At 31.5% G+C, this 13,523-nt stretch carries 10 protein-coding genes; 4 read left to right on the forward strand and 6 right to left on the reverse strand.

The window, feature by feature from the left end:
- Positions 1-27: 27 nt before the first annotated feature.
- On the reverse strand, positions 28-702 hold the full coding sequence (locus ACFWV9_RS10515) for a uracil-DNA glycosylase (protein ID WP_411895171.1): 675 nt from the start codon (positions 700-702) through the stop codon (positions 28-30).
- A gap of 103 nt (positions 703-805) precedes the next feature.
- Between ACFWV9_RS10515 and ACFWV9_RS10520 the strand changes: the two genes are divergently transcribed.
- On the forward strand, positions 806-2,971 hold the full coding sequence (locus ACFWV9_RS10520) for an endonuclease MutS2 (protein WP_411895172.1): 2,166 nt from the start codon (positions 806-808) through the stop codon (positions 2,969-2,971).
- Positions 2,972-2,979: 8 nt separating this feature from the next.
- Here the strand turns inward: ACFWV9_RS10520 and ACFWV9_RS10525 are convergent, their stop codons facing one another.
- Positions 2,980-4,107, reverse strand: a complete 1,128-nt coding sequence (locus ACFWV9_RS10525) for a leucine-rich repeat protein (RefSeq protein ID WP_411895173.1) — start codon at positions 4,105-4,107, stop codon at positions 2,980-2,982.
- Positions 4,108-4,185: 78 nt separating this feature from the next.
- Complete coding sequence (locus tag ACFWV9_RS10530; RefSeq protein ID WP_411895174.1) at positions 4,186-5,814, reverse strand: hypothetical protein; 1,629 nt, start codon at positions 5,812-5,814, stop codon at positions 4,186-4,188.
- Between the two features lie 303 nt (positions 5,815-6,117).
- Here ACFWV9_RS10530 and ACFWV9_RS10535 point away from each other — a divergent pair, with 303 nt between their 5' ends.
- From ACFWV9_RS10535 to ACFWV9_RS10545, 3 genes are all read left to right on the forward strand, one after another.
- Entirely contained in the window at positions 6,118-7,986 is a 1,869-nt protein-coding gene (locus ACFWV9_RS10535; protein WP_411895175.1) for a tetratricopeptide repeat protein, read from the forward strand.
- A 22-nt stretch (positions 7,987-8,008) separates the two neighbouring features.
- A complete protein-coding gene (locus ACFWV9_RS10540; RefSeq protein ID WP_411895176.1) occupies positions 8,009-8,431 on the forward strand; it encodes a thiol-disulfide oxidoreductase DCC family protein in 423 nt (140 codons plus the stop codon).
- Positions 8,432-8,795: 364 nt separating this feature from the next.
- The gene (locus ACFWV9_RS10545; RefSeq protein WP_411895177.1) at positions 8,796-10,907 is read left to right on the forward strand and encodes a mucoidy inhibitor MuiA family protein; all 2,112 of its coding nucleotides are present in this window, start codon (positions 8,796-8,798) and stop codon (positions 10,905-10,907) included.
- A gap of 290 nt (positions 10,908-11,197) precedes the next feature.
- Here the strand turns inward: ACFWV9_RS10545 and ACFWV9_RS10550 are convergent, their stop codons facing one another.
- From ACFWV9_RS10550 to ACFWV9_RS10560, 3 genes are read right to left on the reverse strand one after another with little or no spacing between them, the layout of a single operon-like run.
- The gene (locus ACFWV9_RS10550) at positions 11,198-12,358 is read right to left on the reverse strand and encodes a flavohemoglobin expression-modulating QEGLA motif protein (RefSeq protein ID WP_411895178.1); all 1,161 of its coding nucleotides are present in this window, start codon (positions 12,356-12,358) and stop codon (positions 11,198-11,200) included.
- Between the two features lies 1 nt (position 12,359).
- Positions 12,360-13,187 carry an N-formylglutamate amidohydrolase gene (locus tag ACFWV9_RS10555; RefSeq protein WP_411895179.1) on the reverse strand — a complete coding sequence of 276 codons (828 nt, stop codon included), beginning with the start codon at positions 13,185-13,187 and terminating at the stop codon, positions 12,360-12,362.
- Complete coding sequence (locus tag ACFWV9_RS10560; RefSeq protein ID WP_411895180.1) at positions 13,187-13,522, reverse strand: hypothetical protein; 336 nt, start codon at positions 13,520-13,522, stop codon at positions 13,187-13,189. The genes ACFWV9_RS10555 and ACFWV9_RS10560 overlap by 1 nt, the downstream gene beginning before the upstream one ends.
- Between the last annotated feature and the right edge of the window lies 1 nt (position 13,523).

Genomic DNA, 13,523 nt, shown 5'->3' on the forward strand with positions numbered 1-13,523 from the left:
AGCCACAAATTATAAGAAACGAGAAACCTACTTTAGTGACCACTCAATTGCAGACAAGCCAACTTGCAGCAACCGGGAGTTAGTTTTGCTAAAATGATTATTACCAAACCAAAAGCCTCTATTTGCACTTAATGGAGATGGATGTCCACATTCCAATACCAAGTGCTTTTTGGTATTAATTAATTTCTTTTTCTTTTTGGCATAACCACCCCAAAGTAAAAAGACAATGTTGTCTTTTTGATCACTTATTTTTTGGATCACTGCATCCGTAAAACGTTCCCATCCTCTATTTTGATGGCTTCCTGCTTCATTTGCTCTTACAGTTAAAGTTGCATTTAGCAACAAAACACCTTGATCTGCCCATTTTTCTAAGTTACCGCTAACTGGATATGTAATATTTAAATCTTGCTGTAATTCTTTCAATATATTTTTCAAAGAAGGAGGATGCTGAATATCATCATTTACAGAAAAACAAAGCCCATTCGCTTGACCATATCCATGATATGGATCTTGACCAATAATTACAACCTTCAGATCATCAAACTTGCAATGATTAAAAGCATTGAATATTTGCGATCCTTTTGGATAACAGGTATGATATTCATACTCTAACTTTACAAAGGCTACTAAATCTTTAAAGTAAGATTTATCGAATTCATCTTGCAAATGAGGTTTCCAACTATTATCTATTAAGATATTCATCTTTGATATTTTTTCAAAAATAAGGATATCACGCAAATGATGAGCATTACACATATTAGAGTAATTACCGTAAATTTGCATTTCTAAATTCTGAAACAGAAACATGATAAGAATTCATGAAAAAACCCTAAAAGACCTTGAGTTTAATACGGTTTTAGAACAAATCAGTGAATATACTGCCACTTCTTTAGGCAAAGAGGCTGTTTCTACTATTGCTCCTTTTGAGGTAGAAGTCCAACTAAAAAGGGAATTAGATTATGTAAATGAGTATTTATCATCATTTGATAATGACAATAGAATTCCAAATCATGGTTTTGAATCCATAAATAAAGAGATTAAATTATTAAATATTGAAAACTCTTATTTAGAGGTTTCAAGTTTCCAAAAATTAGTAAGTATTTCTTTAACTGCAAATAGTATTATAAAGTTTTTAGAAAAATTCAAAGAGTACTATCCCAAATTACACCAATATAGTCAGCATATCGAAGTTACAACTGGTATCATAGAACAAGTTGATGCAGTTGTAGATCGATTTGGAGATATTAAAGATGATGCTTCATTACAGTTGTTAGAATTAAGAAAAGAAATTCAGAAACTAAAAGGAAAAATAAATAGTAGTTTTTCCTCTGCACTTAATAGATATTACGGTTTAGAGTATTTAGATGACATAAGAGAATCTGTAGTAGACAACAGAAGAGTACTGGCTGTAAAAGCCATGTACAGGCGCAAGGTTAAAGGTGCGATAATGGGCGGAAGTAAAACAGGCAGTATTGTCTATATAGAACCTGAAACTACACTTCAATATACACGGGAATTAAATAATTTAGAATATGAAGAAAAGGAAGAGGTCATTAAAATCTTAAAGGAGTTAACAGAATATATTCGATTGTTTCTACCACTTTTAAGAGATTACCAAACTTTCTTAACAAGGATTGATGTCATCTCAGCCAAGGCAAAATATGCACAATCTATGGATGCCATTTTACCAGAAATATCAGATAAACGCGAATTAGATTTAATAAATGCCTATCACCCACTACTCTTTCTTACTAACAAAGAAAAGGGAGAAAAAACATTTCCACAGTCTATTAGTCTAAGCAATGACAAAAGAATCATTGTTATTTCTGGACCCAATGCTGGCGGCAAAAGTATAACCCTTAAAACTGTTGGGCTGTTACAAGTCATGCTTCAGAGCGCTATTTTAATTCCTGTTCATGAGCGTAGTAAAGTTTGTTTATTTGATCGAATTATAAGTGATATTGGTGATAATCAATCTATTGAAAATCATTTGAGCACCTACAGTTATCGCTTAAAGCAAATGAATTACTTCTTAAAAAAATGTAATTCTAAAACCTTGTTTTTAATAGATGAATTTGGTACTGGAAGTGATCCCGAGCTTGGCGGTGCACTCGCTGAAACTTTTTTAGAAGTTTTCTATGAAAGAAAGGCTTTTGGTATTATAACAACCCACTACTCCAACTTAAAGTTATTAGCAAATGAATTACCAAATATGCAGAATGCCAATATGCTTTTTAATGAAAAGAGTTTAGAACCAATGTACAAATTGGTTACAGGTCAGGCAGGTAGTTCATTTACATTTGAGGTTGCTCAAAAAAATGGTATTCCATATAGCCTCATTAATAAATCTAAGAAGAAGATTGAACGCGGAAAGGTAAGATTTGACGCAACTATTGCGAAATTACAAAAACAAAGAAGCCGATTAGAAAAGACAGAACAGTCTCTAAAAGCCAATGAAAAAAAGAAACTTTCTGAAGCTGAAAAATTAGAACTTACAAATGCTAAAATTCAAAAGAAGCTAGAAAGTTTTCAAGAGCTATATGATAGTAATCAACGACTAATTTACTTGGGACAGAAAGTGAATGACTTAGCGGAGAAATTTCAGAGTAACAAGAAAAAACGCGAGTTAATGGCAGAATTATTCCGGTTAGTACAGATTGAAAATTCTAAGCGTAAAAAAATATCTGCCAAGCAAAAACGTGCCGAAAAAGCTAAGGAAAACCAGATAAAACAAGAGGCTGAGAAAAAGGTTGAAATAATCCGTAAAAAGAAAAAAGCGGCAAAAAAGAAGGAAGTTGTTGTTGAAAAACCTAAACCGATATTAAAAGTCGGTGATCGGGTAAGAATGCACGATGGAAGAGCCGTTGGATCAATTGATACAATAGAAAAAAATAAAGCCACAGTGAACTATGGCTTATTTACAACTAACGTTAGTATTGATTTGTTAGAATTAGTTGAAGCTAAAAAGTAAAAGTTGCATTAAATTCCTTTAATAAATTTAATTGCATCATAATCGTTTAATTTTAAAAAGTAAACTCCATTTTTTAACCTCTGAATGTTAACTTTCAAATTATTTGAAATGATACCCTTGCTCACCATTTTACCTTCAAGATTATATATTACATAAAATTCTTGTTCCTTAATTCCTCTAATTGATAAGAATTCACTTGAAGGATTAGGATAAATCATTACTGAATTAGCAATGTTTTGTTCATTTGTGCTCAAAGTTCCATTTATAGTTCCAAAATTTTGCCAAACAGGTGCAGTAGCATAATTGCTTTCACTTCCTGCTGGAACATTTAAAATGGCATTGTTAATTGGTGTACCGGCAAAGACATTAGAATTAATTATTAAAGGAACAGAAACACCAATATTAAATGAAGTTAATGAATAATTTCCGTAAAAAACATTATCACCAATTGATGTTATTGAATTAGGTACGTTAATAGTTTCTAGATCAGCACAAACTTCAAAAGCAGACAACCCTATTGTTGTTACAGAATCTGGAATATCAATTGAAGTCAATCCAGAATAAGAAAAAGCTCTAATTCCCAATGATGTTGCTGTATTTGGTATATCTATCTGTGTTAAGCTACCACAGTAATAAAAATTGAAATCACCAATCGAGGTCATTGTATTGGGCAACACTATTGATGTTGCACTTTCGCATCTTGTAAACGCATAGTCTCCCAATGTTGTTACAGATGTAGCAGACAAATCTATAGTTTCCAAAGCATAACAGCGCATGAAAGCATAATTGCCTATGTTACTAATTGAACTTGGAAAGTTTACAGCAGTTAAATTTTCTGCTTCTAAAAAAGCCTGTGATTGAATTTCTTCAATACTTGATGGCAAGGCCACCGAGTTTAAACTTAAACATCCTTTAAAGGCATTTACACCAATGGCAGTAACTGCATAATTATCATCTGAGTATTCAACAGATTCTGGGATAACAATATCACCTGAATAACATCCAGTTTTTACATGTACTCTTACTTTGTCTGGTGCTGTTATGAAATAATTGATGCCATCGACCTCAAAAATTTGGGCAAACGCTGTGCACCAACTAAAAAGTGCAAGGATTATTAAATATATTTTTGTTTTCATTGTTGTTGATTTTAAGGTTTGTGTTTTAGTAAAGGGTAGCTTTATTTATTAAAGCTACCCTAAGAATTGCTAGCAATATTAGTTACAATTCGCTGCAACATCTCTTACTTCCGTTTGCGTATCTACCATATTATCTAAATACATATTACCTTGTACGGTAATTTCAACAAAATCAGACCCAATATTTGTTATAACCCCAGTGAATCTCGTCATATGTAATTGAGAAGCGATTTCTATCCCAGAAAATGATGCGCTAGACTCTGAATGGGTACCTTTAATTCTTAATCTTTTTACATAGGGGACCCTAACATTACTATAAGTTTGATAGGCGTCATAAACTAAAGATGCACTTCCAGCAGGTACGGTTACAGTACGATTAGAAAAAAATGTATTAGTCTCTGAGGTAGATTCTTCACTTGATACAGTAGATTCAGAACTTGCCTCAACCGATACTTCTAAACCTGCAGAAACCTCACCTGTTACAGACCCACCATTACCAAAAAAACTGGCTTCTGCAGTTGCACTCACTGATACATCGACACTTGTTGTGGTTCTTCCACTAAATCCTATAGTTTCTGAAACCGAGCTCGTATAAGTAGTAGTTACTTCTCTCTCAACACCAACTTGTTGCTCTAAACTACCCGAACCACAATTTCTAAGGGTACTATTAAATCCAAATGATGTATCAACAGCAGGTAAAATTGGTTGTAAATGTTCAGTACTGAGTTCTGTAACATTCCAATCGACATCTAAAGCAATTATTTTAAAATATTGAATAGTTCCAGATGTATTAGTATGCCAATTAATATCAGATCCGTTTATTGTTCTCCTCAATACATTATTATCTGCCACTCCTCGAATAGTATATAATCCGTTAGTTTCTTTTTGAATTTTAAATCTCAAGTCATTTCCAAGTGAATTTGGACTTGTTGATGGATAAGAGTATTCTCCAGATTGTCTAAAAGTTCTTGTAGAAGAACCAATTCTTAAATAGCGATTGGTAATTGCTGAATAAAAAGCGAACTCATTATCTTCATTAGAATATTTATAAATGTAAAACTGCTCACTTGTTGTTCCTTGATTAAAAGACGATACTCTTTCTTTTAGCCTTAGGCTTCCAGTATCGCCACTTCCAGGTTTCCATACGATTCTGTTGCCATAATTTCCACTTGGATCCACCAATTGAAAATAATAGCGTACACTTGGATTGAAATCCAGTTCTTCAAAAACTTCTTCTAATTCTGATCCATTTATATCAATCTGATTACTTCCCTCTTCAAATGATACAATACTATATGAATTATTAACAATAATATTGCCTGAAGCGTCTATTACCTCTACATCAAGAGCCAAACCATTTCTGAGTTCATTTTCAGCACTTTCAGTTAGATCATCCACTACTATTTTCAATTGAGCAATATTTGTAAATGGATCAATATTTAACTCTTGATCATAATTGTCTTGGTTGGCATTTGTAGAAATTATAACCTTACTTGGGTTATACCCTTTTTTAACTATACCTCTTGTGTTTAGTATTAGGCCTAAATCTCCACCATAATTTTCTAATTCCTCTGCAGAAATACCATTGACCTCCTCTATAACACCATTTCCTGGTCTTATTTCATCTTCTTCTTTGCTACATCCAATTGTAAGGGTTAGCAAAGTACACATCATAATACATTTTAAATTTTTGATAATTGTTTTCATAATAATTGATTTTGCGAATTGTTTCTGGCTCAAAACTAGATGCGCAACCTTCTAATATCTAATTAATTATATGGACAAACCATGGACATATGGCGGGATTTTGCATATATATAAAGGTTCAATTCGAAAAACCAAAAATTTGTATGTGTTTGTATTTCATATATTTACAATGCTATTGCATTTAATATTATATAGACATAGTATGGACAGATGGGTTAGAGATATAACATGCTCAAAGACTGCCATGTCTATGGCGTATTTAAATTAATTAACTTCGTGAGTGAAATATTTTATTGTTAAGTTATGTTCAATCGCCACAACATTATTGTTTTCTTTTCATTTACATTTTGTGTTTTTGCTCAAGGTCAAAAAAAAATTGATAGTCTATTAAATATTAGGGCAACTTCTAATGTTGACAGTATAAAGCTTAAAGCAATAAACAAGATTGCATCTCATTATATCTATAGAGATATTAAAAAAGCAAAGGCATATGCTTATGAACAGCAAGCCTTATCCGATAAGTTAAATAAAATTGAATTTCAGATTAAAGCATCCCATCATCTTGCCGTGATATACAATATTTTAAGTAAACACGATTCAGCAAGATTTTATATTGACAAGACTATAAAATTATCAAAAGAAGCAAATAACCTCGAACAAATTTCTATTTCAAATCATAGTCTGGCAAACTTGGAAATTTCACTTGGTAATCTCGATAAAGCAGAAGAAATTAATTCAAAAAACTTAGAATTTAATAAAGCAATTAATGATTCTATGGCAATAGCGTTGGCTTACGACTTAGAAAGCTCCATATTTATTCAGAAAGAGCAATATCAATTGGCTTTGAAGAGTGTTTTAAATAGTCTTAAAATATTGGAGAATCTGAACAAAAAAATAAGAATAGCAGATGCTAAAAATAAAATAGCAATAATTGAAAACTCTCTAGAAAATTTTGATTCTTCAATTGAATACAGCCTGCAGGCCTTGAAAATATATGAGGAATTTGAGGATATAGAATATCAGTCTCAAATATGTAATATTCTAGGTATTTCTTATAAGTTTAAGAAGGATTATGATAAAGCAAAAGAATATTTTAATAGAAGCATCAGTATTTCAGAACCAAATGATTATTTGTCAATCCTAATTGTAAGTAAATCCCACCTTATAGATATTTATATGGAATCAAAAGATTATGGTGCTGCCAAAAAGCTTATTGACGAATGCAAGGAGATTGCAAGTTCTATTGGATATGATACGATGATAACCTACTCTAATATAAGATTAGCAAAATACTATAGTAATATTGGATTGTATATCCAGACTCAAGAGTTACTCAATCAATTACTTATGAATGATAAACTAGAACTAGAGAGTAGAGCCAATATATATTTAACAAAATCAGAAACATTTAAGCTTCAAAATAACTTCAAGGAGGCTCTCAGCAATTATGAGTTATATAAAAAGTATCAAGATTCAACTTTATTGAGAAACAATAAATCACAAATAAATGAATTAAGAATAATACATAAAACTGAACAAAAAGAGGCAGAAATAATTCTAAAAGAAGAAGAAATTAAAACACTTAATGCCAAAGCGGAAAATGATAAACTGTCTAAAATATTATATGGTGGTGGAGCAATAGCTGGTGTTTTAACATCTGGCCTCCTGTTTTTTGGATTTCGTCAACGTATGAAGAAGAACAAGATTGAACGTGAAAAACAAGAGGAAATCTACAAGCAGGAAATAGACTTTAAGAAGAAAGAATTGGCTTCCCAAACATTACATTTGGTGCAGAAAAATACATTTATTCAAGAGCTTAAAGAGAACTTAGAAAAGATTAAAAAATCACCTGAATTGTTTAAAATAGAATTTAGACGTCTTGTGATGTTGTTAAAGAAAGAAAGTGCAGAAGATAAGGATTGGGAGGTTTTTAAGTCATATTTCTCAGAGGTTCATAACAACTTTGATCAAAAAATAAAGTCAATTGCTGGAGATATAACAGAAAAAGAAATAAGACTGGCGTCCTTCCTAAGAATGAATTTAACAACCAAAGAAATTGCTTCTATGCTAAATGTTTTACCAGATAGTGTATTAAAATCTAAATATCGTTTAAAGAAAAAACTGGCATTAGAAAAGGATATGGATTTAACGCAATTTTTAAATTCTTTATAAGCTATAGACCTATCTTTGCAATGTGATAGATAATATACCAAAAGACAAGCAGGTAATACTTTTTGATGGCGTTTGCAATCTTTGTAATAGTAGTGTTTTATATGTCATTAAGCGCGATAAAAAGAATAAATTTTTATTTGCACCATTACAAAGTGAAATTGGGAATGAAATAATAGAAGAATTTAAAATTGATACTAAAAAGACAGATTCAATACTTTTATTTGATCCAATAAATCATAAAATATATCACAAATCTAGTGCAGCACTTCGCATTGCAAATCAGTTAAACTACCCAACTAAATTACTATCAATATTCTTTATAATACCAACAGTACTAAGGGATTTGGTATATAATTATATAGCAAAAAATAGGTATAAATGGTTTGGAAGAAAAGATGCTTGTATGATACCCACTCCAGATTTACAGGCCAAGTTCATGAAATAAAAAAGCCTTTTAGCATCCATACTAAAAGGCTCTTTTAAATTAACAACTTACTTAAAACTATTGTGTCTTAACAAATTTTAATTTTTGTTGAATGAGGGAAACAACAAAATAATTAATAGCACATTTGTTTTGATAGTATAAATATAAAATATCTATGATCTTCAAATAAATTTATTCGATGTATCGCCAAAACTTTTGATTAAAAAAATAAAGTAACCAAAATCTTCTATGAGTTGCACATTGTCATTTCCGTTTCACTCACTCAAAAATAAGTTTTACTAGATTTAATTTATGCTTAACTCATTATTGGTTTTTATCGTGATTAATCGATTATAGTTTTGACTAAATCAAAACATTAACCACTATGAAAACTATTTCCCACTTAATTATTTCACTACTTCTAACTTTTCAAGTTAACAGTCAAGAACAAAGTAAGATCTCTAAGGTTACTGTGTATCTAGATGGAGCTGAAATAAACAGAACAGCAAAGGTTTATCTTCAGTCTGGTACAACAGAGATAACTTTTAATAAATTATCGCCATATATTGATGAAAGCAGTATTCAGATATCTGGACTTAACGGTGCTTCTATTTTATCTATAAATTATGGTATTAACTATCTTTCTAAGCAAAAACAGACAGATTCTATTGTTATATTAAAAGGTGAGCTTAAAATCATTAATGCCAAAATACAAGAGCAAAATGATCTAATTTCTGGTTTCAATGAAGAGATGAGTTTAATACAGAGTAATAAGCGCTTAGGTAATGAAACAGAAGTGGTAAATCTAGATCAGCTTAAGGCTTTTGCTTCTTATTATAGAAAAAGAATAACCGAATTAAAGCAAGCTATCAATAGTTCTAATTCTAAAATTAGAGGCTTTGAATTAGGGAAATCTGATGTTGTTAATCAATTAAATGAGTTTAATGTAGATGAAAAGGTACAAACTGGAGAAATAAAGCTTAAGCTTAATACAAATAAACCGAAATCACTGAGTCTAAAGATTTCGTATAATATTAAAGAAGCAGGATGGTTCCCAATTTACGATCTAAAATCAAATGAAATCAATAAACCAATAAAGCTAGAATATAAGGCCCATGTATATCAAAATACTGGTTGCGATTGGTCTAATGTGAAACTGATTTTGTCTACAGGTGATCCTAACACAAACAATGTGAAGCCTATCCTTAATCCAAAATTCCTCAACTTCATAAGTCCATATAGTAATTATAATTCTCAACGTTCAACCCGCAGTTACAATTACAAGTACAATCCCTTAGTTAAAACCGTTACTGGTGTTATAACTTCTGCCTCAGATGGATTACCGCTACCTGGTGTAACAGTTATAGAAAAAGGCACTGCCAACGGCACACAAACAGATTTCGATGGTAGATACACTTTAAGAACAAGTGGTAACGAAGAGTTGATCTATTCATATGTTGGTATGGATAATGAGGTTTTACCTATTCATTCAAGTATCATGAATGTAAGCTTAAATGAGGGCAATAAATTGGAAGAAGTTGTGGTCGTTGGTTATGGTACCTCAACAAACGATTCTTTTAAGTACTCATCAACGGTCTATTCCGAAGATATTGTTAATAGTCTATATGGCAAGGCAGCTGGAATTACGATTAGAGGGTCAAATACGGTTAATGGCAAAAGCAACCTATTGTATATCGTTGATGGAGTTCCTGTAAAAGCAAGCGCTGCAAAAAACATAAATCCTGATACCATAGAATCAATCGAGGTATTAAAAGACTCACGAGCAACAGCTATATATGGCAATAGAGCTTCAAATGGTGTTTTAATTATTAAAACCTTAAATAGTTCTAAAAGAAAACTGAATGAATTAGGTGTTGTAGTTGAAACTGGTATAACAAACACTCGTTTTGAAATTGAAGAAAAATATACCATACCATCTGATGGTGATATAACTGTTATTGAAATAGACAATTTCTATGTGCCAACAAAATATGATTACTTCGCTGCACCTGTTTTAAATGAAAATGTATTTCTAACAGCAAAAATTGGTAATTGGGAACAGTATAACCTCTTACCTGCTGAAGCTAACATCTATTTTGAAGGTAGCTATTCTGGTAAGACAAATATCAATCCTGGTGCAACTACGGATAGCTTAACAATATCATTGGGAGTTGATCCAAATATTATAGTAAAACGTACCCAAAACAAAGACTTTAAAAAATCAACTTTTATAGGTAATAACAAAGTAGTTTATAAAGCTTTTGATATTGAGGTCAGAAACAACAAGCAAACAGATATACAATTGACATTGTTAGATAGGATTCCATTAACTCAAGACAGATCCATAAAACTAGATGATATTAATACGGGAAATTCTCAATACGATAAAGAAAAAGGACTTTTAAAATGGACAATTGAATTGAAATCTGGAGAAAGCAAAAAAGTTAAGCATTCTTATTCTGTAAAATATCCAAATGGCAAACGAATAAATTTATAACTCAGCAAAACACACATTTCACTTACTAAAGAAACCAATACACTCAGTATTGGTTTCTTAATAAATATTTCTCAATTAATTTAGATCTAAGCTTTTTAAGTAATGGTTTTAAGCTTAGTAATGTAGCGAACCTCAAAGCAAGATAATGTTAATTCGACCCTAGCTTCTGTTAGTTGGGAATGAGTTGAATTCTAGTTGCAGACATGTCTAACCTGCAATTAGTGTCATTGAAGATGATAGACCGAAACATCTCGCTTTGGGGTTTTACATTTTTATTAATAGAAAGTTTCTTATTTCAAACTTTTTAAAATAAAATCTAAATTAGGATCTGCGTTATCATTATTTACATAAGCATCGGTAATGTATTTCGGTGCTATTGCCAATCCTTTATCCTGAAGCTTCTCAATTGTTGGGATATACTCCTGACTCACTTTACCCGTTAAAAGAACACCTAAGTCATTATCACTTTTAGCATACTTATAAACGTTCCTTATACCACGTAAATAAAGATGGTCTTTAGTAAAACCTCCTCCTCTATGCACTCGCAGTGTAATTGTGAAAGCCTTGTCTCTATTTAGCTTATGCTGACTATGCAATAAATGAAATGTATCTGCAAAATTATAACCCTTGTGTAAGCTATCTACTGCAATAACTCTAAAAGCCAATTCTTTTAATCGCTCAATAGTTAAACAACCACTCATAAACTCAGAATAAACAGCGAGTCCTTCTTGTGTCTCTACATTATTAGGGAAACCGTTAGAAAATACTTTTAAAGGTTGGTCTAAACCATTAAACGTCGTTACCATATGCACTCCTATTTCATGATTGGTAAGTACTTTAAGTTGATTAAGACTGAATTTATGGCTTTTCCTTAATACTAAGGTCTGCGTGTTATTAAGCACCATTGCGGCAGCAGACAAATTATTAGAAATCTTAATATTGTACTTAAAGTCATAGCGTTTAGAAAATTCATCAAAATAGGCTCTTGCCTCCGTAACGTTATACATAGGAAGCATTTCCTCATTAAAATCAGAATCATCAAACCGAAGAATAAATGTAGCATTCTCTAAATCCTTCTCAGTAGGTGTACCAAAGCTTTTAAGGCTATTAAAGTAAAACTTCCTACCGTGACCAATTGTTTCAATACATTCTATTAAACCAGAGTATTCATAAATGATATCCTCATATAATTGTCTAATATCATCATCTATAATACGCTCTAAACGCTGAGAAAAAAATAAACGATGTAGCTTATAACCATTAAACCTAATCTTTGGATATTTAAACTCTGGTTCGTAATTATATTTAGCAGAAAAAAACTTCTTTTTCTCAGAAGCTATATTTAAAGGATTTATGTAATTGAGAACCTCTATGTTCTTAACTAATCGATTAAGATTTCCATCTATATCAAATAAATCCTGGTAATCTTCTGTTATTTTTATTTTAGACATTTTATTTAAAAGTATCGCAGAAAGCCTCAGCGTGTTTTGGCAAAAGTGTTCTTAATTGTTGTTCAACTGCAGCAACTACTTCAGGATAAATTATTTGATCTAATTCATCACAATATACTTTTGCAATTTCAGTTGCCAAAACTAATGTATTCTGAAAGTTTTTGGTAATGAATTTTAGAAAATATCCATTGCCATAAAACGTATTGTTTTCAGCTGCTGTTTGCTTAATACCATGGGGCAGATTAATACCCGTCAACATTTGTCTCCAAGATTCCACTTGGTCTCCAAATCTTTCATTATCTATATTAGAGGTTCCTAGATTCCATGTAGGTACTTCCCTATCCCAACGTTTCCAGTTATAACTATGCATATCATAAACAATGCATACACCAAATTTATCTTCGATTTTCGATATTAAAACTTCAACAACCTTATAAAAATTATTGTGTTTTTGAAGGCTTTGAGCTTTTTCATTATCCGATAATGGTTCTTTCCAAAGTTCTTTGCCCCAAGCGGTTTCAAAAACAGCTTCTTCAGGTGGCCTGTTAAGGTCATATTCGAAACGCGAATCACATCCTGCAATTAAAATGGGATGCGATATTACCATGTTTTTAGTCTCAGGATCTTCCTCATACCATCTTTCATATTCAGTATGCAAACAATTGTCCCAAAGTGATCTTCTAAATTGGTGGCCATCATGCACCGCACCGCACACGTACGGTACATAGCTGTCAATCTTTAAAGTGAATGAATAATCATTTGAAACGGCATGAAATGTTTCTTCTGCTTCTATTTTACTTATAATAGAATCTATAGATAGTCTCTGCATTATAATGTTTTGAATAAACGTTCTAGTGATTTAAGAAGATTTTTTTCATTGATACTAAATTCTCCATCAGCAAAAAACAATGTTTTTATATCTGCTAATAATACTTCAATATCATCCTTTTCATAATTATGTTGTCGTAGGCTTGTCATTATTTTTTGAATACCTTGATAATCATTGTCGTTATTAAATTCGTCATGGATTTCTTGGAAGGTATCCCTATCTACTTTAGAAATAATAACATTACGTTCCTTATTGTCTTCTTTAAAGTCTGAATTGGCAGCAAAAAGTAAAATGTAAGCTACCAGTTCATCTCTTGTCCAGTCGATTGTTTTCATT

Origin of the sequence: Winogradskyella sp. A2, from assembly GCF_046762865.1 — a bacterium.
Classification (GTDB): Bacteria; Bacteroidota; Bacteroidia; order Flavobacteriales; family Flavobacteriaceae; genus Winogradskyella.